This window comes from Saccharopolyspora sp. CA-218241 (assembly GCF_050954615.1).
Taxonomy (GTDB): Bacteria; Actinomycetota; Actinomycetes; order Mycobacteriales; family Pseudonocardiaceae; genus Saccharopolyspora; species Saccharopolyspora cebuensis.
The window spans coordinates 3338491-3361968 of sequence record NZ_CP191860.1 but is presented as its reverse complement, the minus strand read 5'-3'; the positions used below and the strand labels follow the sequence as shown (position 1 = coordinate 3361968).

Here is a 23478-nt window from a genome sequence, read left to right as displayed (position 1 = left end):
CGAGGAAGGGGCACCCATGCATCCGATCCGCATCGTCAGCCGTCTGCTCACGAGCAGCCCGCCGGAACCGGGGGCAGGTCTGCGCCTCGGGATCTTCCAGGGCGAGAACCCGGTCGGTTCGCCGGGCGCCGTGGTCGAGAACCTCGACCGGATGGAGGAGGCGCTGGCGATCGCGGCCCGCTACGGCGCCCAGCTCTGCGTGTTCCCCGAGTGCTACAACACCGGGTACTCGCTGGGCCCGGCCCTGTGCCGGGAGCTCGCCGAGACCAGCGACGGGCACAGCGTGCGGACCGCCCGCAAGCTCTCCGAGCGCCACGGGGTGTCCGTCGTGCTGCCCTACGTCGAGCGCGGCGCCGGGGACGCGGTGCACGACTCGATCGCCGTGGTCAGCCGGGGCGAGCTGCTGGCGAACTACCGCAAGACCCACCTCTACGGCGCGGCGGAGCGGGCGAACTACGTGCCGGGGAGGAGCTGCCCCCGGTCGTCGAGCTCAACGGGTTCCGGGTCGGCGTGCTCAACTGCTACGAGTGCGAGTTCCCGCCGCTGTACCAGAGCCTGGTGCGGCGCGGCGCGCGGCTGGTGGTCGGCCCCACCGCCGCCGACCACCACTTCGTCCTGCACGACGGCGGTCCCACGCTGGTGCCCTACCCGGACGCCACCGAGCACATCATCCCGGCGATGGCCTCGGTGTGGCGGGTGTTCGTCGCCTACGCCAACCGGCGCGGCTGGGAGGTCTCCGAGCGCGGGCAGTGGGAATACCGGGCGAACTCCGGGGTCTGGGGGCCCGACGGGCGAGCGGTGGTCGCCGCCGGACCCGAGGAGCGCCACGAGGACAGCCTGCTGATCGCCGACTGCGTCCCCGCCGCGGTCACCCCGTTCAGCCCGGAGGGCGACCACACCGCCGACTCGCGGCTGCGCGTGGACGAGACGCTGCTGCCCGCTACCTGACGCGCTGGTCGGCGACCTCGGACAGGGGTGCGGTGCGCACCCCCTCGGCCTCGAACCGGTCGAGGATCGCCCGCGCGACCTCGACCGAGTTCGGCCGGTCCCCGTGCAGGCAGAGGGTGTCGGCGTCGACGGCGATCGCGGTGCCGCCGACCGAGGTGACCTCGCCCCGGAGCACCGCGATCGCCTGTTCGGCGCATCGCGCCGGATCCTTGGCCACCGGATCGGGTTCGATGATGATGTGCCCCGCGTCGTCGTAGTCGAGGTCGGCGAACGCCTCCCGCACCACCGGGTAGCCCTTCGCCGCGACCCGGTCGGCGGTCGGACCCGCCAGCAGCACGATCCGCACGCCGGGAGCGGCCTCGGCCACCGCGTCGGCCACGGCCTCGGCCACCGCCTCGTCCTTGATCGTCAGCCCGTACAGCGCGCCGTGCGGCTTGACGTGCCGCACCGGCACGCCCATCGAGTCGGCGATCGCGCGCAGCGCCCCGAACTGGTAGAGGCAGGCGTCGGCCGCCTCCTGCGGGGACATGGCCAGCGCCCGCCTGCCGAACCCGGTCAGGTCGGGGAATCCCGGATGCGCGCCGACCGAGGTGCCGCCGTCGGCGGCCAGCCGCACCGAACGCCGCATGGTCGCGGCGTCCCCGGCGTGCCAGCCGCACGCGACGTTGACCGACGTGACCAGCGGGATCAGCCGCTCGTCGTCGCCCAGCCGCCAGCGCCCGAAGCTCTCCCCCGCATCGGCGTTGAGATCGATCAACGTCCGCATCCGACCACCTCCCGGTCCGCTCCAGCACGCGCCGCCCCCCATTGAAGACCTCGGCCCCGGAGACTGCACCGCCCGCCGCTTGCCCGCGATACCCCGAAGGTGGGATCTTCGTTCGCGAGCACCATGCGCCGGTCACGCCAACGGCGCATCCTCGGATCAGGGTGAGGTACCTCTCCGCCGCTAGGAGGTCGACCGTGACCGGAACGAGGCTCCAGCTCCCGCCGGCCCGCTACGAGTTCGGCGGGGATGAATTCGTCTTCGTCGAGCTCGACCAGGAGATGAGCCTGCAGGCCAACTTCAAGGCCATGGCGATCACCGGGGACCTGCGACGGGAGGACATCGACGGCGTCATCGACATCTGCCCGTCCAACGCTTCCTACATGGTCCGGCTCGACCCGGACCGGCTCGACCCCACCGAGCTCGTCGACGAGCTCCGGCGCCTGGAGGGCTCGGCCGCCGAGATGCCGCCGGACTACTCGGTGCGGACCAGGATCGTCGACGTGCCGGTCCTGTTCGACGATCCCTGGACCCACGAGACCCTGATGCGCTTCCGGGATCGCCACCAGGACCCGGAAGTCACCGATTTGGAGTACGCCGCGCGCATCAACGGCTTCCGCGGCGTGCCGGACCTGATCGAGGCGATCTCCGCCGCGCCGTTCATCGTCACCATGCTCGGCTTCGTGCCCGGCCTGCCGTTCTGCTACCAGATGGTGCCCCGGGACCGGCAGATCGAGGTCCCGAAGTACGTCCGGCCGCGCACCGACACCCCGGAGCGTGCGTTCGGCTACGGCGGTGCGTTCGCGGTGGTGTACCCGGTGCGGGGCGCCGGCGGGTACCAGCTGTTCGGGATCGCCCCCGCGCCGGTGTTCGACCTGGCCCAGCGATTGCCGGACTTCACCGGGGGCATCGCCTTCCCGCGCCCGACCGACATCCTGCGGTACCGCCCGATCGACCGGGGCGAGTACGACGCGCTCCGCTCGGAGGTGGAGGCGGGCACCTTCCGCTACCGCATCCGGGACGTGGAGTTCTCCCCGCCCGAATTCCTCGCCGATCCCGACGGGGTGAACCGCGAGCTGCTGGAGGTGCTGTACCGGTGAGCGAGGTCATGGTGCGCAAGGGCGGCCTGTCCACCACGGTGCAGGACGCCGGGCGGGACGGGCAGTACGCGATCGGGATGCCGCCCTCCGGGGCGATGGACCAGTTTTCCTACGAGGTGGCCAACCTGCTGGTCGGCAACGACGCGGGCGCGGCGGTGCTGGAGGCCACCTACCTCGGCCCCGAACTGGAGTTCACCGACGCGCGGCGGGTGGCGATCACCGGCGCGGACAGCGCGGTGACCCTCAACGGCGAGCCCGTCGAGATGTGGCGGACGACGTCGGTGGGTGCCGGGGACGTGCTGGCGTTCCAGGGCATCCGGGCCGGGGCGCGACCCTACATCGCGGTCTCCGGCGGCATCGACGTGCCGCCGTACCTGGGATCGCGGTCGACCTACATGCTCACCGGGATCGGCGGCTTCGGCGGTCGCGCCCTGGCCGACGGCGACCGGGTGCCGCTGGGCGAGCCGGGCGCGCCGCCGCCGGAGGGCATCGAGGTGCCCGCGCGGTTGCGCCCGGAGCTGCCGGACGCGGTGGAGCTGCGCCTGGTCGTCGGGCTCTGCGCCTACCGGCTCACCGAGGAGGCGCTGAAGTCCTTCCTGGACACCCCGTGGAAGGTGACCAAGGACGCCGACCGGGTCGGGTACCGGCTGCGCGGCGGCACCCTCGGCTTCATCGAGCGGGAGCAGCCCTTCGGCGCGGGCAGCGACCCGGCCAACGTCGTGGACCTCGGCTACCCGGTGGGCTCGGTCCAGGTCCCCGGCGGGGACGAACCGATCGTGCTGCTCAACGACGCGGTCACCGGCGGCGGGTACGCCACCATCGGCACCGTGATCTCCGCCGACCGCGACCGCATCGCCCAGGCCCGCACCGGCAGCACCGTCTCGTTCGCCGCCGTGGAGGTCGATGCGGCGCTGGCCGCGCGCCGGGAGCGCAAGGCGCGGCTGGACGAGGTCCGAACAGCGCTGTCCGCGAACGTCCGATGAGAGGAGTGGTGCTGATGTCCACGGTGAACGCTCAGATGCCGGGCGTGTTCTACCGCCGACCGGCTCCGGACAAGGAGGCCTTCGTGGAGGAGGGCGTGGTCGTCGAGGTGGGGCAGACGATCGGCCTGATCGAGGTCATGAAGACCTTCAACGAGATCAAGGCCGACCAGGGCGGGCGGATCAGCAAGATCCTGCTCGAGGACGGCGACGAGGTGGAGCCGGGGCAGAGCCTGTTCGAAGTCGAGGACGCATGACGGGCCTCGGCCGGGTCCTGGTGGCGAACCGGGGCGAGATCGCGGTGCGGACCATCCGCGCCTGCCACGCGCTGGGCGTCGAGGCGGTCGCCGTGTACTCCGATGCCGACGAGCACTCCCGGTGGGTCCGGATCGCCGACCACGCCGTGCACATCGGCCGCTCGGCGGCGAGCAAGTCCTACCTGGACGGTGAGGCGCTGCTCAAGGCGGCGAAGCAGTCCGAGTGCGACGCGGTGCACCCCGGCTACGGGTTCCTCTCGGAGAGCGCGGAATTCGCCCGCTCGGTGCTGGACGCCGGACTGGTGTTCGTCGGCCCGACGCCCGAGGCGATCGAGCGGATGGGCGACAAGGCCACCGCGCGGCGGACCGCGCGCGACGCCGGGGTGTCGGTGGTGCCGGGCAGCGGTGCGGTCGCCGACCTGGCCGAGGCGGAGGCGGCGGCCGGGGACGTCGGCTACCCGATGCTGATCAAGGCCGCGGCGGGCGGCGGCGGACGCGGTATCCGCCCGGTCCGGGACGGCGCGGAGCTCGCCGCGGTGCTGCCCTCGGCGCAGGCGGAGGCGCGTTCGGCCTTCGGCGACGGCACCACGTACCTGGAGCGGGCGATCCCGCACGCCCGGCACATCGAGGTGCAGGTGCTCGCCGACGAGCACGGCAACGCGGTGCACCTGTTCGAGCGGGACTGCTCGGTGCAGCGGCGCAGGCAGAAGCTGATCGAGGAGGCCCCGGCGCCGGGGCTGCACGAGGTGACCCGGCAGGCGATCACCACCGCCGCGGTGCGGCTCGCCCACCACGTCGGCTACCGCGGCGCGGGTACGGTCGAATTCCTGGTCGACGCCGAGGAGAACTACTACTTCATCGAGATGAACACCCGGGTGCAGGTCGAGCACCCGATCACCGAGGCGATCACCGGCGTCGACGTGGTGGCCGAGCAGTTGCGGATCGCGGGCGGCGCGCCGCTGTCGTTCGCGCAGGACGAGGTGGACCGGCGGGGTGCGGCCGTCGAGCTGCGGATCAACGCCGAGGACCCGGACCAGGACTTCGCGCCGTCCCCGGGCACCATCGAACGGCTCGACCTGCCCGGCGGGCCCGGCGTCCGGGTGGAGACCGGCGTGGTGCGCGGCGATCGGATCAGCCCGTTCTACGACTCGCTGATCGCCAAGCTGGTCTGCTGGGGCGCCGACCGGGACCAAGCGTACGCGCGGGCCCGCCAGGCGCTCGCGGAGCTCGAACTCGAAGGGGTGCACAGCACCGTCCCGCTGCACCGGCGGCTGGTGGCCGACGCGGAGCTGCGCGCCGGGCCGGTGCACACCCTGTGGTTGGAGCAGCGGTTGGGGGAGCGCCCGGCCGACGCCGACCGGTAGCGCGCCGGTGTGGCGGCGGGCGCTGCTGGGTAAGCCGGGGGCGCACCGCGCAGCAGACCGGAAGGACGACCGCGATGACCGACCTGCCCCGCACCGCGCCGGCGCAGCAGCAGACCCCGCCCGGCACCACCGGCCCGATGGACCCGAAACCGCGCGACGAGATGCGCGACTACACCGGGGCAGGCCACTTGGCGGGGCGCAAGGCCCTGGTCACCGGCGGCGACTCGGGCATCGGCCGCGCCGTGGCGGTGGCCTTCGCCAAGGAGGGCGCCGACGTCGCCATCGCCTACCTCGACGAGTCCGAGGACCACGACGCCGAGCACACCGCCACGCTGGTGCGCCAAGAGGGGCGGCAGTGCCACCTGTTCCGCGGCGACCTCGCCGACGAGCAGCACTGCCTGCGGGTGGTCGACGAGGCCGCCGACCGGCTCGGCGGGCTCGACGTGCTGGTCAACCACGCGGGCACCCAGATGCCGGTGGACGACCTGTCGGAGATCAGCACCGAGCAGCTCGACCGCACTTTCCGGATCAACGTCTACGCGCTGTTCTGGCTGTGCCAGGCGGCGTTGCGGCACCTGCCGGACGGCGCGGCGATCATCAACACCGGCTCGGTGAACGCCCTGCGCGGCAACAAGGGCCTGATCGACTACTCGGCCAGCAAGGCCTCGGTGCACTCCCTCACCCAGTCGCTGGCCCAATCGCTGACCCCGCGGCGGATCCGGGTCAACTGCGTGGCTCCCGGTCCGGTGTGGACACCGCTGATCCCGTCGACCTTCGGCGAGGGCAAGGTCGAGGGCTTCGGCGAGGGGACCCCGATGGGGCGGATGGGCCATCCCGACGAGATCGCGCCCTCCTACGTCTTCTTCGCCACCGAGCGGCTCTCCAGCTACTACACCGGTGAGGTGCTGGCCCCGGTGGGCGGTGAGACGCACCCCGGCTGACCCGTCCAGCCGCAGTGGACGATCATCGGCATTCGGCACCGCCCTGCACCTGGCCGGCCCGGGTTCGAGCTTCACCACCGCCGCGGTCATCCCGGTGGACGGCGGCCGGACCGCCAAGGCGTGACCGCTAGCGGGCCTTCCGCTCCCTGGACCGAGGTGCTGCCGGTGCGGGACTACCCGTCGGCTGGTGCCACGAACGGGACGAACCCGGTGCGGCGACCGTCGGGGCGCAGCACGTGCCCGAGCCGCTTGCCGAAGCGCGGGGTGATCCAGCGGTCGATCACCCGGGTGCCGGGGGAACCCGGCGGCCAGGTGCTCCTCGAAGCCGTCGAGGTCCTCCATCCGGTGCAGCCAGACCTGCACCACCAGGTTCGCCTCGCTGCCGACGGTGACGCACAACCGGATCTCCGGCAGTCGGGAGATCGCGGTGGCCACCGAGGTGAGCTCGCGCTGCGCCACGTCCAGCCACAGCGTCGCGGCCACCTGCCAGCCCGCGGCGTGGTGCGCGACCTCGCAGCGGACCGAGACGTGCTCGTTGGCCAGCAGCCGGCGGATCGCCCGGCTCGCCGTGCTCACCGAGCAGCCGAGGCGGGCGGCGACCGCCGTCGCGGGCAGCCGCGCGTCCGGGCCGAGCAGCCGCAGCAGCTCCAGGTCGCGGGTGCCGAGCGGCTGCCGGGTGCGGGCGTCGCCGGGCCCCAGCGCCCGCTGCTGCGCGGGGGACAGCGAATCCAGCCGCCAGGACGCGGCTTCGCGGATGACCCGGCGGAAGAAGTGGGTGCGGGTGGCCCGCACCCCGGGCAGCGTGGCGATGTCGGCGGCCACCTCCTCGTCGAGGGCGAGGATGCTGGGTGCGAGCACGGTCAGCATCAGCTCGCGCCGCCCGGAGGTGGCGTCGATGTTCCACACCGCGCGGCGCCGGGCCAGCCGCGCCATCACCGCATCGCGGGCCCCGGGCAGGCACTCGACCTCGACGAACGCCCCGGCGTGCCAGTCGTGCCCGGTCCAGCCGGGACCGGCCACCGGGTAGGTGCTGAACCACGCCAGCCCGTCGCGCTCCAGCCGGGCCCAGCGCCGGGTCAGCGTCGAGGCGTCCACCTCCAGCACCCGGGCCAGCCGGGCCCAGGCGATCCGGGGCCGGATCTGCAACGCGTGGACCAGGCTCAGGTCGGTCTCGTCGACCGGGCAAGGATCATGCATCCGGGTGACCCTAGTGCGAATTCCGTGCGACGTGGGCCCCTTGCGCGCCGGGACCGGCAGCCTTCGCCGGGTCCGATGCCCCCGCGCTCCCGGAGGTCGAGGTGGACCTGCCGCCCGCCGCCCAGTCGCCGGTCCTGTGGACCGCCGCGATCGGGGTGTTCGTCGTCATCGTCGTGCAGTCGGTGCTCTACTGGCGCGCGGCGGTGCGCGCGGCACCCGAGGCCGGGATGAGCAGGGCGGAGCTGGTCCGCGCCTTGCGCACCGGCGCGGTGACCGCCATCGGCCCGTCGCTGGCGGTGGTGTTCGTCGCGGTCGGCCTGCTCGCGGTGTTCGGCACCCCGGCGGTGCTCACCCGGATCGGGTTGATCGGTTCGGCCGCCTTCGAGACCGCCGCGGCGCAGACCGCCGCCGACGCCGCCGGGATCGAGCTCGGCGGCGTCGGGTACGATGACCGGGCGTTCGCGCTGGTGCTGTTCACCATGAGCATCGGCGGGGCGGCCTGGATGGTCAGCACGCTGGTGCTCACCCCGCTGCTGCGCCGGGCCGACCACCGCATCCGCGCGCTGAACCCGGTCGTGATGACGATCGTGCCGAGCGCGGCGATGACCGCCGCGTTCAGCTACCTCGGCTTGGCCGAGACGCTCAAGTCCGGCGTCCACCTGATCACCTTCGTCGTCGGCGCCCTGACCATGGTGCTGTTGCAGGCCGCCGCGGCGCGCTGGCGGCAGCGGTGGCTCAAGGAGTGGTCGCTGGGCGTGGCGATGGCCGTGGCGCTGGGCGCCGCCGCCGTCGCGCTGTGAACCGGAGGAGGAACCCGATGGTCGACGACTTCGAGCGCACCACCTCGCGGTGGGGGCGCCTGACCATGCTCGTCGGGCTGGTGCTCTCGCTGACCGGGCCCGCGTACCTGATGTTCGGGCTCGACCACTGGCCGGGACTGGACCTGGTCGGCCAGGCGTGGCTGGCGGTGGCGCTGGTCTACGGCGTGCTGTGGGTCGCCGAGCCGGTGTCCTACTACCCGATGCTCGGGTCGGCGGCGACCTACCAGGCGTTCATGATCGGCAACATCGCGAACAAGCTGCTGCCCTCGGCGCTGGCCGCGCAGCAGGCGGTCGGCGCCGCCCAGGGCACCCGGAAGGCCGAGATCGCGGCGGTCACCGCGATCATCGGTGCGGCGGCGGTGCACCTGGCCTCGCTCTTGATCCTGGTCGGACTGCTCGGCACCTGGGTGGTGTCGGTCATCCCACCGCAGGTGCAGGAGGTGTTCGGCTACGTGGTGCCCGCGATCTTCGGCCCGGTGCTGATCCAGTCGGTGCTCGCCGCCGACCGGCCGCGGACCGCGCTGATCGCCGGTGGCTGCGGCGCGGCCGGGGTGTTCGTGCTGGTCCCGCTGGTTCCCGCCACGCAGATGTTCGCGATGGCGCTGTGCGTGGTGGCGGCGGTGGTCCTGGCCCTGCTCGTCCGCCGCCGCGACGCCGCCTGAACCGCCCGCCGCGGTGGCCGGATGCGGGCGGGGACGGGCGGGTGCGGCAAGATGGCGGCCGAACCACGTCGCCGAGCCACCGCGAGGGCCGCCCGATGAGCGATCGCACCGCGCGCAGCGCCGCCACCCGGCGGCGCTTCGTGGACGTGGCGTTGCGGCTGTTCCGGGAGAAGGGCTACGCGCAGACGTCGATGACCCAGATCGCCGAGGCCGCGGGCGGCAGCAGGGCCAACCTCTACCTGTACTTCAACAGCAAACCGCAGCTCGTGCTGAGCCGGATGCGGGAGCTGGAGCCGGAGGTGGTCGAGCTGTACTCGGCGCTGGACGCGCTGCCGGACCACGGGCCGGAGGCGATGCGGGGCTGGATCGACCGCGCCCGGGGGATGTGGCGCCGGTACGGGGCCGAGTTCGAGGCGCTCACCCAGGCGACGAGCGCCGAACCGGACGTCCTGGAGGACTGGCTGGGGCTGCTGCGCAGGCTGTGCCGGAATCAGGTCGTCCTCTACCGGGACTGCGCCTCCGAAGGTGAGCGGCTGGACCGGGAGGCGCACCTGCTGGTCCTGATGATGAGCCTCGAACACACCTTCCACTTGTTGTACGTGCGCGGGCGCGTCGAGCAGGAGGAGCGGATCCTGGCCGCACTGGCCGTGCAGTGGGCGCGGCTGTACGGCCGCTGACCGAGCCGGGGACCGTCGGGGAGCTCGCCGGACGGCGGGGCTCACAGGTCGATGACGAGCCGGGGACATCCGCGGGCGGCGCGGGACACGCAGATCATCATGGTGTCCCCGGCCTCGTGCTCGGCCGCGGACAGGATCGAGTCGCGGTGGTCGGCGCGGCCGGACAGGACGCGGGTCTCGCAGGTGCCGCAGGTGCCCTCCTGGCACGACGAGAGCACCGGCAGCCCGGCGTTCGCCGCGGCGTCGAGCAGGGTCTCGTCGGCGCCGACGTCGACGACGGTGCCGGATGCGGCGCACTCCACCTGGAACGGGGTGTCCGGTTCGGCGCGTTCCACCGGTTTCGGGGCGAACCGCTCCAACCGCAGGGAGTCCTTCGGCCACCCGGCCGTGGCCCGCTCGACGGCCCGCAGCAGCGGTTCGGGGCCGCAGGCGTAGACCAGGGTGCCGCGGCGGGCGGTGCCGAGCAGGCCGGGCACGTCGATGAGGCCGGCTTCGTCCTGCGGGACCAGGGTGACCTTGTCGCCGTGCGCGGCGAGCTCGTCGAGGAAGGCCATCGAGGAGCGGCTGCGCCCGCCGTAGACGAGTTCCCACCGCGCTCCGGCGCGCTCGGCTTCGGCGATCATCGGCAGGATCGGAGTGATCCCGATGCCACCGGCGACGAACACGTACCGGTCGGCCGGGGCCAGCCGGAAGTTGTTGCGCGGCCAGGACGTCGTGACCGTCGAGCCGGGGACCAGCTCGTGCGCGGCCGCCGACCCGCCGCGGCCGTCCGGCTCGCGCAGCACCCCGATCCGGTAGGTGGTGCGGTCCTCGGGGTCGGAGGACAGCGAGTACTGCCGCACCAGCGTTCCGTCCGCGCCGGGCAGGTGCAGGTCGAGGTGCGCGCCGGGCTTCCAGCGGGGCAGGTCCCCGCCGTCGGGGTGGCCGAGGGTCAGCGCGACCACGTCGTCGGCCACCTGCTCGCGCGCGAGGACGCCGAGGTCGAGGGTGCGCGCGGTGCGCGTGCGGGAACGCCGCACGTCGGCGGTGTCCCAGCTGACCCGCAGGTTCCGGCGGATCGGGACCAGGGCGGTCCGCCGGAAGTCGAGCTCGACGGGTTCGTCGGGGCGCAGCGACGGCAGCCGCTCGAACAGCACCTGCAGCCCGGTGGGCCCCTGCACCCGGGCCAGCGGGTTGCCCAGGCAGGTGTGCCGCCCGGTGGAGAACGCGAGGTGGTCGGTGGGGTCGGGGCGGTGGACGTCGAACTCGAACGGCCGGTCGCGGTGCGCGGGGTCGGTGTTCGCGCTGCTCAACGCCACGTGGATCATGTCGCCGGCGGGAATGGTCACCCCGCCGATCTCGACGTCGGCGGTGGCGCGGCGCGAGGTGAACGTCGACGACGGTCGGCGGCGCACGGTTTCCTCGAACACCCGCGACCACAGCTCGGGTTCGGCCAGCGCGTCCCGCAGGGTGTCGGTGTCGCGGGACAGGAACAGGATCGCGTTGGCCATCGCCTGCGCCGTGGTGTCGGTGCCGGCGGCGGCGAACTCGGCGATGTGCAGGCCGATGCGCGCGGTGTCCAGGGACCAGGTCCCGTCGGCGTCGCGGGCCGAGGCCAGCACCGAGATGAGGTCGTCGGCCTCGGAACCGCGTCGGGACTCGATGATCTCCCGCAGTTCGAGGTTGGCGGCCACGAACCGATCCCAGATCGCCAGCCGGTCGTCCTCGGTGATGTCCTCGTGCGCGCTGGAGAGCACGACGAACAGGTCGTCGCGCACCTGTTGCAGCATGGGTTGCCGGCTGTGGTCGAGGTCGAGCAGCGCCATGATCGTCTGGGTGGTCAGCTCCAGGCAGTAGTCCTCGACGATGTTGCCGGAGCCGTTGTCCTCGAACCGGTCGACGATGCGGTGGGCGCGGGCTTCGATCTCGGGCTGGAGCCGGTCCATGCGGTCCTTGAGGAACCCGCGCTGGGCGATCCGGCGGGTCTCGGTGTGCTCCGGCGGGTCCTGGCCCACGATCATGTGGGACACGAGTTCGGGCGGGAACACCGCGCGGTGCTTCTCCGGGACCTGCGCGGCGGTGTTGGCCGCCGAGGAGAACGCCTGCCAGTCGCCGAGGACGCGCAGCGCGTCCTCCCGCCGGGTCACGACCCAGCCGTGCAGCCGCTCGTACCAGAACACCGGGGTGTCCTCGCGGGCGGCGGCCAGGTGCAGGGCGGGATCGCGGTAGTAGGCGTCGGCGAAGACGTCGAACCCGTGGGCGACCGGGCAGCGGCCGGTTCCGGGGCGCGTGCTGGTCATCGGGGTCACCTCACTGGTCGCGGACCGCCGCGGCGGTGATCGAGGACAACTTCTGGAAGCGGGCGACGTTGTCGCCTTCGTCCATCACGCCGGAGGACAGGAAGCAGAACGACACCCCGGAGGCGGGGTCGACCCACAGCAGGGAGGAACCGGCGCCGTAGGAGCCGAAGGTGCGCGGGGAGACGAACGGGCCGAAGAACCGGGCGTGCGTGCCGGTTCCGGCCAGGGCCATGCCCAGGCCCATGGTGCCCGGCGGCGGGTCCCACCTGCGCGCTTCGGCGACCATGCCGTAGAGGTCGTTGATCTCGTCCCCGGTCTGGTTCGTGGTGGCGAAGTCCAGCACCGCTTCGCCGATGAGCTGCTCGCCGGCGGCGGTGCGCCCCCGGTTGCGCAGCATCTCGGTGAAGGCGAAGACGTCGTCGACGGTGGACACCGCGCCGACCCAGGGCATTTCGGCGTCGGTGCGGGCGATGACCTCGTCGAGGCATTCGATGTCATCGGGTTCGAGCCAGGAGTCGCCGCCGGTGAGGACCTTCAGCGGCACGGCGCGGTCCCGCCACTCGGCGGGCAGGCCGAACCGGGTGTGCCGCATGCCGATCGGGGCGAAGACCTTGTCGTGCACGAGCTGCCGGAACGACTCGGCGCCGTAGGCGCGGCGGGCCATCTCGCCCAGCAGCGCGTGGTTGATGGCCGCGGAGTAGTTCAGGTTGGTACCGGGTTCGTGGACGACGTCGACGGAACCGAGCGCGTCGATGACGTCGGCGAGCACGGCGAAGCGGTCCGGGCCCAGTCCGGGGTTGGGGGTGGCGGGCATCCCGGCGCGGTGGGTGAGCAGGTGGGCGACGTTGATCCGGTCCTTGCGGGCGGCGCGGAACCGGTCGGCGCCGAGGAATTCCGGGACGAGGTCGACCACCCGCGTGGACAGCATCAGCTTGCCTTCGCTGAGCGCGCGCAGCACCAGGGCGTTGGTGAAGCCCTTGGACATCGACAGGATGCGGTAGACGTCGGTGGGTGCGGTGGGGCGTCCGGTGGCCGCCTCGGCGTGGCCGTAGCTGCCGCGCAGCGCGATCCGGCCGTGGCGGGCGACGACGATGTTGGCGCCGTGGTAGTCGCCGCGGGCGATGTCGTCGCGCAGGGTTTCGTCGAGCACGTCGAGGAACCGGCGTTCCAGCCCGGGGACGTCGGTGATGCTCACCTGGTGCTCGTGGCCGTCGGTCATGGCGGTTCGTGCGGAGGGATTCGGCGGCATCGGGGCCTCACACCATCAGGGCGCCGCCGGAGGGCGACAGCGTTTGGCCGGTGAAGTGCCGTCCGGCTTCGGAGGCCAGGAACAGGACGGTGCGGCCGACTTCGCCGGGGTCGGCCACGCGTTTGAGGGGTTGCAGCGCCAGCAGCGCCTCGACGTGGTCCGCGCCGGACGCGGTGAACATGGCGGTGTCGACACCGGCGGGCGCCAAGGCGTTGACGCGGATGTCGAACGGTGCCAGTTCGGCGGCCGCGGACTTGGTCAACCCGACGATCGCCGCCTTGGACGCCGGGTAGTAGGCGGGCATGGGCAGGCCGATGAGCCCGGCGACCGAGGCGAAGTTGACGATGCAACCGCCACCGGCGTTCTTGAGCAGCGCGACGGCGGCGCGGATGGCGTAGAAGGTGCCGTTGAGGTTGATGGTGACCACGCGGTCGAAATCGGCGTCGGTGATGCCGCCCAGGAACTCGGGGTGGAAGGACTCGCCGGCCTTGGCGGCGGTGACCATCCGGTCGTTGATGCCGTCGACCCAGGCCTGCTGCTGCGCGCCCGGGGTGGACACGCCCGCGGCGTTGACCAGGATGTCCAGCTTGCCGTGGTCGGCCCCGACCTGGGCGAAGACCTCCTCGACCCCGGCCGAGTCGGACACGTCCACGGCGAAGCCGCGGGTGCGCGGCAGGGCGCTGAACTCGCCGTCCAGCGCTTCGCGCCGGAGGTCGATGCCGTAGACGGTCGCCCCGGCGTCGGTCAGCGCCCTCGCCGTGGCCAGGCCCATGCCGGAGGCGGCTCCGGTCACGACCGCGATGGCGTCGTCCACTCTCATGCGGTTCTTCCTGTCGTCGCGGGACATCGGTGCTCGTGCGCGCGGCCACCGCCGCGGGATGCGGCGAGCATGCCAAAGAACCTAGACACCTGTCCAGATCCAATGGCAAGAAACTTGGACAACCTGTCCAAGTCTGCGTCCCGTTTCGGCGGCGGCCGGTCCGATCGCCGCTCGCAGCCGTGACCGCCCACGGCCGGTCGGCTCTCGTCCGGCCCCGAGGGCCTGCGGTCAGCGCGGTGGCCCACTGCGCGGTCTCCGGCCCGGCCGACAGCACTGCGCGCCCGGCGGATTCCCCGCCGGGCGCGCGAGCACCCCGATCAGCTCGGCAGCCCCAGGGCGGCCGGGAGGTCGCCGATCCCGGCGAGGACGTCGGTGGCGCCCGCGGCGCGCAGCTCGGTTTCGCCGTGGGCCCCGGTGCGCACCCCGTAGACCGCGCCCGCCCCGGCGCGGAGGCCGCTGACCACGTCCGAGGTGGTGTCGCCGACGACGACCATCGCCCGCACCGAGCTCGTCCCGGTGCGCAGCAGCGCGGTCAGCGGCAGGTCCGGATGCGGTCGGCCGCGGCCCGCGGTGGCCGGGCACAGCGCGACGTCGGCGATCTCCCGCCAGCCCAGCGCGTCGAGGATCGCCTCCTGGGTGGCCTGGGCGAAACCGGTGGTCAGCGCGATCCGCACGTCGGCGGCGCGCAGCGCGGCGAAGGTCCGCTCGGCGCCCGGCAGCGGGGTGCACGACCCCTCGGACACCAGCTCGGCGTAAGCGTTTTCGAAGGCCTCGTTGGCCTCCTGCGCCCGCTGCTCGTCACCGCCGGTGAGGTGCCGGAACACGGTGATCTTCGACTGGCCCATCGTGGCGCGCACGTGCTCCAGCAGCGGCTCGGGGCCGGCCGGGCCGATCAGTCCGGTGCGGTCGGCCGCGGCGCGGAAGGCGCGCTCCACCAGGCCGTCGTCGGCGACGGTGGTCCCGGCCATGTCGAACACGACGAGTTCGACGGACTCGGTGCTCATGCTGTCTCCTCCTGCTCGGACGCGATCTGGTCCAGGACCGACTCGGCCAGCCCCATGCTGGTGGTCATCCCGATCCCGGTGGTGACGGTGACGACCCGCACGCCCGGCAGCGGTCGCTCCACCATGAACTCGTGCTCGGGCGCGCTGGCGTAGACGCCCTGCCACCGCTCCCGCACCCGCGGCGCGCGGCCGAACAGCCGCTCGGTCTCGGCGAGCAGTACCTCGAAGCCGCGCTCGTCCTGGAACGGCGGCGCCGCGCGGTCCCGGGCGTGGGTGTCGCCGACGATGGTGCTGCCGTCGGGCAGCCCGGTGTACATCTGGTTGAGGTCGAACCCGGCGAGCTCGGGGTGCTCGGCGTGCAACCGGTCGCGCAGCGCGGTGGTGCTCGGGCAGGCCCGGAAACCGGAGTAGCGCACCATCGACCAGCCGGTGAACACCGGCAGCGGCAGCGCGGCCCCGAGGTCGGCGCGCAGCATGTGCAGCCGGCACCGCTGCACCCGGTAGGCGTCGGCGAGCTCCGGGAACAGGTCGCCGACGTCGTGGTTGAGCGCGACGACGACGTGGTCGGCGGTGAAGGTGCCGCGCGTGGTGCGCACCGAACCGGATTCCACGCCGAGCACCGCGGTGTCCCGGTGGAAGGCGACGCCCTGCTCGACCAGCCAGGCGGCGATGGCCGGAGCCGCGCTGCGCGGGTCGACCTGGAAGCACCAGGGCAGCAGCGCGCCGCCGCGCAGGGCCGGATCGGCGATCGGGGCGCGGGCGGTGACCTCGTCGGGGTCGAGCAGCCGGATCTCGTCGGCCTCCCGCAGTTCGGCGAACTCGCGCAGCACCTGCCACTCGTCCTCGGCGCGGGCGACGGCGAGGGTGCCCTGCTGGCGGTGCCAGAAACCGGCCCGTCGGGCCAGTTCCAGCCAGTGCGGCCGCCCGGCCCGGGCGAACTCCAGGGCGCGGCCGGACTGGGCGGTCACGCAGCAGTGCCCGAAGTTCTGCACCGAGGAGCCGGTGGTGGCGGCGCTGCGGTCGAGGACGGCGACCGACAGGCCGCGGCGGTGGGCGTGGTAGGCGTGCGCGAGGCCGACGATGCCCGCGCCCGCGATCACGACGTCGTGGCGGGGTGGATGCACGGGTCGATCCTGTCCTGGTCGACCCCGTCTTGTCCATACAAGTTTTGTCTTGTCACGACATGTTCACCCGGTGATCGTCCTCGGGTCCTCCCCGCCGAGCGCGTTGGTGATCGTGAAGGTGACCCGTTCCGGCCGGTAGCGGTCGTCGGAGTGCTCGAAGGGCACGCCCGCGGCGGTGCGGCTGGTCCGGCGCTGGCGCAGCAGCGGGGCCCCGCGCTCGATCCCCAGCGCCTCGGCGTCCACCTCGTCGGCGAGCACCGCGTCGAGCACGTGGGTGATGGCGGCGAAGTCGGCGCCGCGCGCGGTGAGGTGCTCGGTGATCGACCCGCTGTCCGGGTCGAAGGACAGCAGGTGCCCGCCGACGTCCTCGGTGAACGCGCTGCGCTCGACCAGCACCGGCTCGCCGTCGAGGTAGCGGGCCCGCAGCACCACCACGACGAAGTCGTCCGGACCGAGCCCGAGCGCCTCGGCCACCGGCCCGGGCGCCCGCCTGCGGGCCACCTCCAGCGTCCGGCTGCCGGGTTCCCGGCCGCAGTCGCGCGCCCACCGGGAGAACGGGGTGAAGCTCCGCAGGCTCTGGCTGGGCTCCGGGCTGCGCACCACCGCCGGGCGCCCCTGGGTGGCGGTGATCAGCCCTTCGGCCTTCAGCGCGGCCAGGGCCTGCCGGACCGGTCCCCGGCTGACGCCCCACCGGCGGCACAGCGCCGACTCCGAGGGCAGCGCCTCGCCGACCGCGCGCCGCCCGGTGCGGATGTCCTCGCGCAGCGCGTCGGCGATGAGCCGGTGCCGTGGTTGTGCCATGACCGCCTCCCGGGTGTCCGTCGCGGGCACGGTACCGCCCCCGGCTGCGCGATCCCTCCCCGGTCCACTGCGGACTCCGTTGTCCGTCTGCTGTGGACACCGCGGCGGGAGCGCCGGGCGGCCGGGTCCGCGCGCCGCGCAGCGACGTAGAATCGGCGCCGACGACGCGCCCAGCACCCCAGGACGACCATGAACGCGAAGGAACCCGGCGGGTCCCCGGTGGCGGGGGCCCAGACCCTCGACCGCGGCATCCGGGTCCTCTGGCACCTCGCCGGAGAGCCCGATGGCGCGACGCTGACCGAGATGGCCCGGTCGCTCGGGTTCAACCGCAACGCGCTGCACCGGATGCTGGAGACGCTGGCGGCGCACGACCTGGTGCGCCGCACCGAGGACAAGCGGTTCCACCTGGCGCACGGCCTGGTCGAGCTCGCCGCGGCGGTGGACGGCGACCTGCGGGCGCTGGCCCGTCCGGTGCTCACCGAGCTCGCCGACGCGGTGCTGGCCACCGCGCACCTGATGGTGCCGATCAGCGACGCCGAGGTGCAGGCCGTGCTCGTCGTGGAACCGAGGCTGACCGCGGCGCACATCGCCTTCCGCACCGGGCAGCGGCACCCGCTGCGCCGCGGGTCCGGCGGGCTGGCGATCCTGGCCGGTCGTCCGGCGCGCGAGGACGACCCCGCCGAGGTCGTGGAGGCCCGCGCGCAGGGCTACGCGGTCTCCACCGGCCAGGTGGTGCCCGGGGTGATCGGGGTGTCGGTACCGGTGCCCGCACCGCCGGGCCGCGCGGAGGCCAGCCTGGGGGTCTCCCTGGTCGACCCGGACGCGGTCGAGAAGGTGACCCCCGAGCTGGTCGAGGCCGCGCGGCGGCTCAGCGCGCAGCTGTTCGCCGCCGGATAGCGCCTGTACTCCTAACCCCTGTGCTCCTGGGGCCTGTGCTCATGGGAGCTGTGCCGCCGCGCGGCCTCGGTGCCCGCGGTGCGGCCCAGCACGAGGGCGTGCGCCACCGAGTTGCCGCCGCCGACGTAGCGCTCGCCGAGCACGCCGCCCGCCGCCTCCCCGGCCGCGTACAGGCCCGGCACCGCACGTCCGGCGGTGTCCAGCACCCGCGCCCGGTCGTCGATGCGCAGGCCGGTGTGGGTGCACACCAGCTCGCCCGGCACCATGCGCACGGCGTGGAACGGGCCGGTCGCCACCGGGGCGAGGTGCGGGTCGGCCCCTTTGGCGGCCAGCGATTCGTGGCGCAGGAAGTCCTCGTCCACGCCCGCGGCCAGCAGCGCGTTGAACCGCTCGACGCTCGCGGTCAGGTTCCGCGCCGGGACGTCGATCAGCGCGGCCAGCTCGTCGAGGGTGTCGGCCCGGCGCACCGCGCCCGACTCGACCTCGGCCAGCACCCGTTCGGCGGTCCAGTCCGCGTAGCCGGGCGGCAGCGCGGTGCGCGCGGTCTCGTCGAAGACCGCCCACACCCAGCCGCCGTGGTCGGCCAGGATGCCGGGGCTCACCGCGTACGGCGCGTCCTCGTCCATGCACCGGTTGCCCCGGGAATCGACGTGGATCCGGGACGGCGGCGGGAAGCCGCTGCGCCAGTGGTGGAAGCGCTGGAACTCGGCGGTGACCAGCAGCAGCCCCCAGCCGGAGCCGAACAGCGCGAGGTCGTGCCGCTCGGCCAGGCGGACGTGGTCGCCCCGGCTGCCCGGCGCGGCCACCACGAACAGGTGCTCGCCGGCGATCGCGGCGTCGGGGAGGTGCTCGCGCACCAGTTCGGGGTCGCGGGCCAGCCCGCCGCTGGCCACCACCACCGACTCCGCGGTGACCGAGGCGTCGTCGACCACCACGCCGCGCACCCCGTCCGGGCCGAGCAGCAGGTCGGTGGCCCGGCTGCCCAGCGCGAGGTCCACGCCGAGGCGCCGCCGGGCCCGGTCCAGTGCCAGCACGAGCCCGTAGCCCTGGTCGACGGGCACGTGCCCGCGCCACACGTCCTCCACGCCCGCGCGGGTCAGGCCCGGGGTGTGCGCGTCACCCGAGAACCGCGCGGGGATCTCGACGCCCAGGTCGAGCAGCCAGTCGACCATCGGTCCGGAGCGTTCGCAGAACGCGCGGGTCGGCCCGGGCAGCACCCGCCACTGGTTGAGGTCCATGTAGTGCTGGAACATCCGCGACGGCGAGTCGGCCACGCCGAGCTCCCGCTGCACGCCGGTGGCCGAGGCGGTGAGCATCCCCGCCGAGAGCTGCGTCGAACCGCCGATCTCGTCCTCGGATTCCAGCACCAGCACCCGGAGTCCGCCTTCGGCGGCCGACACCGCGGCGGCCAGCCCGGCGCCGCCCGCGCCGATCACCACCAGGTCGTAGTCGTGGTCCTCAGACATGCTGGGAGCCCCCGTCGACGGGCAGCACGGCGCCGGTGATGTAGCGGGCGCTGTCGGACAGCAGGAACTGCAACGCCCCGAAGACCTCGACGGGCGCGCCCACCCGGCGCAGCGGCACCGTGCTCAGCGCCCGGTCGAGGGCGGCCGGGTCCTCCCGCACCCAGCGGGTCATCTCGGTGTCGATGAAGCCGGGCGCGATCGCGTTGACCCGGATGTCGTCGGGCCCCAGCTCGACGGCCATGCAGCTGGTCAGGTGCCGGACGGCGGCCTTGGAGGAGTTGTAGGCCGCGCGGGTCACCCGGACCCGGACCCCGGCCACCGAAGCCATGTTCACGATCGCGCCGCCCCCGTGGCGCCGCAGGTGGCGGGCCGCGGTCTGCCCGCCGTAGACGACACCGTTGACGTTGACCTGGTAGGTGGCGGTGACCTGGTCCGGCGGGATGTCGGTGAACCCGGCCTGCGGGAACACGCCCGCGTTGTTCACCCAGTGGTCGACGCGGCCGAACTCCTCCAGCCCGGCCGCCAGCAGCGCGTCGTGGTCGTCGGGGTCGGTGACGTCGGTGCGGCGGGCCAGCACGCGGCCGGCGCCTTCGGTGGCACCGCTGTTGATCTTGTCGGCCAGCGCGGCCATGCCGTCGCCGTCGATGTCGCCGCCCACCGCGTGCACGCCGCGCCGGGCCAGCTCCTCGACGAACACGGCGCCCATGCCGCGCGCGGCACCGGTCACCACGACCACCTTGCCCACGAGCTCGGGGTAGCTCGCGGTCAGCGGTGCGGCGTTGGCCCGCGTCGGGTTGCTGCTGGACTCAGTCATGGGAATCTCTCCTGGTGTGCTGCGGGCGCCGGGCGGCGCCCGCGGGGATCAGTCGACGGAGACCGCGCGTTCGGCGATCAGCCACCGCCCGTCGACGCGGACGAGGCGGTCCCGCAGCGTCGTGACCCGCAGGATCCGCACCGCGCCGTCGGATTCGGTGCGCACGACGAGCAATGTCGAGCGGGCCACCAGTTCGTCCGCGCTGCCGGGATCGACGCAGGTGCCGGTGACGACGTGGCGGGTGCGGGGGTTGGCCGGCGCGAAGGCGGCGGCGAACCGGGTGAGCGCGGCCCGCCCGCGCACCGGCTCCGGGTAGGTGGGGGAGCGGAACACGCCGTCCGCGGTGAACGTCGCGGCCCACCCCGGCCCGTCCCCGCCGTCGATGGCGTGGGACTGGCGGCCGAGCAGGTCGAGGACTTCGGGCAACGCGGTGCTCATCGGTCCGCCAGGGCGCCGGTGATGCGGTGGTAGGTCCCGCCGGAGACCAGCCCGCCGTCGACCACCAGCTCGGTGCCGTTGATGTAGGAGGCGTCGTCGGAGAGCAGGAACGCCACCGCGCGGGCCACCTCCTCCGGGGTGGCGAGCCGCCCGGCCGGGACCGACCGCAGGCTCTCCTCGACGAACCGGGGGTCGCCGGAGTGCAGCAGCGGGGTGTCCACCAGCCCCGGGTGCACCGAGTTCACCCGCACGCCGCGGTCGGCGAGCTCCAGCGAGCCCACTTTGGACAGTCCGCGCACCGCCCACTTGGTCGTGCCGTAGGTCGCCGAGAAGTAGCCGAGCATCCCGGCGATCGACGACACGTTGACCACCGAGGCGCCCGGCGCCAGCGCCGGGTACAGGAACTTCATGCCGTAGAAGACGCTGGAGAGGTTCACCTCCAGCACCCGGTGCCAGTCGGCCACGGACGTCTCGGCGATGCCGGCGCGGAAGCTGATCCCGGCGTTGTTCACCAGCCCGTGCAGCGGGCCGTCGAGCGCGGTGGCCAGCTCCTGCCACCCGTCCGGGTCGGTGACGTCGAGGTGGTGGGCCCGGCAGCGGTCCCCGCCTTCGGCGGCGGCCGACTCGGCCGCGGCGAGGTCGATGTCGGTGACCAGGACCGAGGCGCCTTCGGCGGCCAGCGCGAGCGCTTCGGCGCGGCCCATCCCGCCGCCCGCTCCGGTCACCACCACGGTGCGGCCGTCGAAGCGGCTCATCGCGCCAGTTCCTTCCCCTTGGTCTCGGTGACGGTGATGGCGGCGCCGAGGCTGATCAGCGCGCACGCGACGAAGAACCACGACGGCGCCAGGTGGTTCCCGCTCATGCTGACCAGCAGCGTCGCGATGAACGGGGCGGTGCCGCCGAGCAGCATGTTGGTGATGTTGTTGCCCAGCGCGATGCCGCTGTAGCGGAACCGGGCCCGCAGCATCTCCGCGTAGGCGGCGAAGGACACGCCGTTGACCACCGAGATGCAGATCAGCAGCACGGCCGGGGCGAACAGGGCGAGCGCGGCGGGGCCGTCGGCCATGAGCATGAACATCGGCACGCCGAGCACCGTCGCGGCCACCGAACCGCCGATCAGCACCGGGCGGCGGCCGAACCGGTCGCCCAGGTACCCGGCGACGGGCAGCGTGATCACGCCGACGACCATCGCGACGCAGGTGGCGGTGAAGGCGAACTGCGGCGAGCGCCCGCCCGCGGTCTGCAGGTACGTGGCCGAGTAGACCGAGGCGATGTAGTAGCCCCCGGTGATCACCGCGCCCAGCAGGACGATCCGCACGATCTGCTGCCAGGCGGTGCGCACCAGCTCGAAAAGCGGGACCTCGGCGACCTCGTCGTCGTCCTTGAGCTCCTCGAACTGCTCGGTCTCCGACAGCGAGCTGCGGATCCACAGGCCGATGAGCCCGATCACGACGCTGAGCAGGAACGGCAGCCGCCACGCCCACGCGGTGACCTGCTCGGCGGTGAACAGCGAGGTCACGCCCAGGGCCATCAGGGAGGCGAACAGCGAGCCGAGGTAGGTGCCGGAGTTGACCATCGAGGTCTGGAACGCCCGCCACCGCCGGGGCGCGTGCTCGGAGACGAACGAGTTCGCCCCGCCGAGCTCCCCGCCCGCGGCGAAGCCCTGCAGGCACCGCGCCAGGGTCAGCAGCGCGGTCGCCCAGACGCCGAGGGTGGCGTAGGTGGGCAGCAGCCCCATCAGCGCGGTGGCCGCGGCCATCAGCAGGATGGTCCAGGTCAGCGCCTTCTTGCGGCCGTACTTGTCGCCGATGTGGCCGAAGAAGATGCCGCCGGGCACCCGGAGGAAGAAGGCCACCGCGAACGCCGCGAAGGTGCCCAGCAACGCGGCCGTGGGATCCTCGGCGACGAAGAAGTGCGTGCTGATCAGGGTGGCCATGTAGCCGTAGATCCCGAAGTCGTAGTACTCGACGACGGTGCCCAGGATGGCGCCGCGGATCACCTTGGCGTTGGCCTTGTCGGGGCGCGGTCCGGCCTGGTCCTCGGCAGGAGCGGATACACCCCCGGACGTGGAATTCACCATTGAATGTCCTTACTGGGCCCTCCGGGAGCCGGAGCCGCATCGGAGGTGAGTTCAAATAGTGAGCTGAGCGCTCAATTAATGGGAAGTATAGGAAGGCTGTCCCGGTCTTGGCAATGGTCCGCCGCCGCGAACGGGCAGTGCGATTCCGCGGGCAGTGCGATCCCGGCCGGTCGCGGGTGCGTCGCGCGGGTTCCATGAGATAGTTCAGGTATTGATTAGTTCGCCGCGACGGTGGGAGTGCGCATGTCCGAGCTGGACTTCTGGTCGTTCGTCGAGCGCGCCAACCGCCGGCTGGCCGCCGAGTACGGCTTCCGCCACCAGTTGGCGACCGAGGTCCTGCTGACCCTGAACCGGGCGTCCAACATCGTCACCTACGACCTGGAGGCGGCGGTGCACCGGCCCCGCGGCCGGTCCTGGTCGGGCTTCCGGCTGATGTTCGTGACCTGGCTGGCCGGTCCGCTGGAGCCGAAGAAGGCCGCCGAGCTCACCGGGATGAGCCGCGCGGCGGTGTCCAACCTGGCCAAGGGTCTGGTCGGGGACGGGCTGCTGGCCCGCGCCCCCGGGGAGCGCGACGGCCGGTCGGTGCTGCTGTCGCTGACCGAGGCGGGGCACCAGGAGATCGTCGAGGTCTTCCAGGCGCACAACGACCGCGAGCACGAGTGGACCAGCGTGCTCACCGAGACCGAGCAGCGCATCCTCGTGATGCTGCTGGACAAGCTGATCACCAACCGGGACCAGTTCGACGTCCGCGGCCGCAACTGAGCGCCCGCCCGCGGCGGTGCCGGGAACCGAGCAC

General features: G+C 73.1%; 22 protein-coding genes and 2 pseudogenes. 11 read left to right on the top strand and 13 right to left on the bottom strand.

The genetic code is table 11. The features are described 5' to 3' along the window. Positions 1–16: 16 nt before the first annotated feature. Positions 17–948, top strand: a pseudogene (locus ACQP0T_RS16000) (nitrilase-related carbon-nitrogen hydrolase). On the opposite strand, the gene ACQP0T_RS15995 reads toward ACQP0T_RS16000, so the two are convergent. After that, positions 941–1714: a LamB/YcsF family protein gene (locus tag ACQP0T_RS15995; protein ID WP_433868786.1), complete on the bottom strand. Its 774-nt coding sequence runs from the start codon at positions 1712–1714 to the stop codon at positions 941–943. The pseudogene ACQP0T_RS16000 and the gene ACQP0T_RS15995 sit on opposite strands and share 8 nt — an antisense overlap. 194 nt (positions 1715–1908) lie before the next feature. Here ACQP0T_RS15995 and ACQP0T_RS15990 point away from each other — a divergent pair, with 194 nt between their 5' ends. The 5 genes from ACQP0T_RS15990 to ACQP0T_RS15970 all read left to right on the top strand — a co-directional run bounded on the left by ACQP0T_RS15990 (position 1909) and on the right by ACQP0T_RS15970 (position 6353). Further along, complete coding sequence (locus tag ACQP0T_RS15990; protein ID WP_433868785.1) at positions 1909–2811, top strand: 5-oxoprolinase subunit B family protein; 903 nt, start codon at positions 1909–1911, stop codon at positions 2809–2811. Further along, positions 2808–3794, top strand: a complete 987-nt coding sequence (locus ACQP0T_RS15985; protein ID WP_433868784.1) for a biotin-dependent carboxyltransferase family protein — start codon at positions 2808–2810, stop codon at positions 3792–3794. Before ACQP0T_RS15990 ends, ACQP0T_RS15985 begins: the two co-directional genes overlap by 4 nt. Positions 3795–3808: 14 nt before the next feature. Beyond that, positions 3809–4048 carry an acetyl-CoA carboxylase gene (locus ACQP0T_RS15980; protein WP_433868783.1) on the top strand — a complete coding sequence of 80 codons (240 nt, stop codon included), beginning with the start codon at positions 3809–3811 and terminating at the stop codon, positions 4046–4048. Continuing rightward, positions 4045–5412: an acetyl-CoA carboxylase biotin carboxylase subunit gene (locus ACQP0T_RS15975; RefSeq protein ID WP_433868782.1), complete on the top strand. Its 1368-nt coding sequence runs from the start codon at positions 4045–4047 to the stop codon at positions 5410–5412. The genes ACQP0T_RS15980 and ACQP0T_RS15975 overlap by 4 nt, the downstream gene beginning before the upstream one ends. Positions 5413–5486: 74 nt before the next feature. Beyond that, entirely contained in the window at positions 5487–6353 is an 867-nt protein-coding gene (locus ACQP0T_RS15970) for an SDR family oxidoreductase (protein ID WP_433868781.1), read from the top strand. An 828-nt stretch (positions 6354–7181) separates the two neighbouring features. Here the strand turns inward: ACQP0T_RS15970 and ACQP0T_RS15965 are convergent. Then, a pseudogene (locus tag ACQP0T_RS15965) lies at positions 7182–7550 on the bottom strand (Lrp/AsnC family transcriptional regulator); the annotation flags it as partial. 101 nt (positions 7551–7651) lie between these two features. Between ACQP0T_RS15965 and ACQP0T_RS15960 the strand changes: the two are divergent. The 3 genes from ACQP0T_RS15960 (at position 7652) to ACQP0T_RS15950 (ending at position 9710) form a co-directional block, all read left to right on the top strand. Continuing rightward, positions 7652–8350: a DUF5058 family protein gene (locus ACQP0T_RS15960; RefSeq protein ID WP_433868780.1), complete on the top strand. Its 699-nt coding sequence runs from the start codon at positions 7652–7654 to the stop codon at positions 8348–8350. A 17-nt stretch (positions 8351–8367) separates the two neighbouring features. Then, complete coding sequence (locus ACQP0T_RS15955) at positions 8368–9033, top strand: hypothetical protein (RefSeq protein WP_433868779.1); 666 nt, start codon at positions 8368–8370, stop codon at positions 9031–9033. 95 nt (positions 9034–9128) lie between these two features. Continuing rightward, complete coding sequence (locus ACQP0T_RS15950) at positions 9129–9710, top strand: TetR/AcrR family transcriptional regulator (RefSeq protein WP_433868778.1); 582 nt, start codon at positions 9129–9131, stop codon at positions 9708–9710. Positions 9711–9751: 41 nt separating this feature from the next. On the opposite strand, the gene ACQP0T_RS15945 is transcribed toward ACQP0T_RS15950, so the two are convergent. From ACQP0T_RS15945 to ACQP0T_RS15920, 6 genes are all read right to left on the bottom strand, one after another. Next, positions 9752–11989 carry a cytochrome P450 gene (locus ACQP0T_RS15945; RefSeq protein ID WP_433868777.1) on the bottom strand — a complete coding sequence of 746 codons (2238 nt, stop codon included), beginning with the start codon at positions 11987–11989 and terminating at the stop codon, positions 9752–9754. A gap of 10 nt (positions 11990–11999) precedes the next feature. After that, positions 12000–13208 carry a serine hydrolase domain-containing protein gene (locus ACQP0T_RS15940; RefSeq protein ID WP_433868776.1) on the bottom strand — a complete coding sequence of 403 codons (1209 nt, stop codon included), beginning with the start codon at positions 13206–13208 and terminating at the stop codon, positions 12000–12002. 37 nt (positions 13209–13245) lie between these two features. Next, on the bottom strand, positions 13246–14058 hold the full coding sequence (locus tag ACQP0T_RS15935; RefSeq protein WP_433868775.1) for an SDR family NAD(P)-dependent oxidoreductase: 813 nt from the start codon (positions 14056–14058) through the stop codon (positions 13246–13248). Positions 14059–14375: 317 nt separating this feature from the next. Next, entirely contained in the window at positions 14376–15062 is a 687-nt protein-coding gene (locus tag ACQP0T_RS15930) for a phosphonatase-like hydrolase (RefSeq protein WP_433868774.1), read from the bottom strand. Beyond that, positions 15059–16186, bottom strand: coding sequence for a TIGR03364 family FAD-dependent oxidoreductase (locus ACQP0T_RS15925; protein WP_433868773.1), 1128 nt, complete (start codon positions 16184–16186; stop codon positions 15059–15061). Before ACQP0T_RS15925 ends, ACQP0T_RS15930 begins: the two co-directional genes overlap by 4 nt. 63 nt (positions 16187–16249) lie before the next feature. After that, positions 16250–16987, bottom strand: coding sequence for a GntR family transcriptional regulator (locus ACQP0T_RS15920; protein WP_433868772.1), 738 nt, complete (start codon positions 16985–16987; stop codon positions 16250–16252). Between the two features lie 189 nt (positions 16988–17176). Between ACQP0T_RS15920 and ACQP0T_RS15915 the strand changes: the two genes are divergently transcribed. Then, on the top strand, positions 17177–17884 hold the full coding sequence (locus ACQP0T_RS15915) for an IclR family transcriptional regulator (RefSeq protein WP_345365537.1): 708 nt from the start codon (positions 17177–17179) through the stop codon (positions 17882–17884). An 11-nt stretch (positions 17885–17895) separates the two neighbouring features. Here ACQP0T_RS15915 and ACQP0T_RS15910 read toward each other — a convergent pair whose 3' ends face one another. From ACQP0T_RS15910 to ACQP0T_RS15890, 5 genes are read right to left on the bottom strand one after another with little or no spacing between them, the layout of a single operon-like run. Continuing rightward, positions 17896–19350, bottom strand: coding sequence for an FAD-dependent oxidoreductase (locus tag ACQP0T_RS15910; protein ID WP_433868771.1), 1455 nt, complete (start codon positions 19348–19350; stop codon positions 17896–17898). Continuing rightward, positions 19343–20164, bottom strand: a complete 822-nt coding sequence (locus ACQP0T_RS15905; protein WP_433868770.1) for an SDR family NAD(P)-dependent oxidoreductase — start codon at positions 20162–20164, stop codon at positions 19343–19345. Before ACQP0T_RS15905 ends, ACQP0T_RS15910 begins: the two co-directional genes overlap by 8 nt. 48 nt (positions 20165–20212) lie before the next feature. Beyond that, positions 20213–20602, bottom strand: coding sequence for a nuclear transport factor 2 family protein (locus ACQP0T_RS15900; protein WP_433868769.1), 390 nt, complete (start codon positions 20600–20602; stop codon positions 20213–20215). Next, positions 20599–21357, bottom strand: coding sequence for an SDR family NAD(P)-dependent oxidoreductase (locus ACQP0T_RS15895; RefSeq protein WP_433868768.1), 759 nt, complete (start codon positions 21355–21357; stop codon positions 20599–20601). Before ACQP0T_RS15895 ends, ACQP0T_RS15900 begins: the two co-directional genes overlap by 4 nt. After that, positions 21354–22682 (bottom strand): MFS transporter, encoded by a 1329-nt coding sequence (locus tag ACQP0T_RS15890; protein ID WP_433868767.1) that lies wholly within the window; start codon positions 22680–22682, stop codon positions 21354–21356. The genes ACQP0T_RS15895 and ACQP0T_RS15890 overlap by 4 nt, the downstream gene beginning before the upstream one ends. A 243-nt stretch (positions 22683–22925) precedes the next feature. Between ACQP0T_RS15890 and ACQP0T_RS15885 the strand changes: the two genes are divergently transcribed. Then, complete coding sequence (locus ACQP0T_RS15885; protein ID WP_345365549.1) at positions 22926–23444, top strand: MarR family winged helix-turn-helix transcriptional regulator; 519 nt, start codon at positions 22926–22928, stop codon at positions 23442–23444. Positions 23445–23478 lie beyond the last annotated feature (34 nt).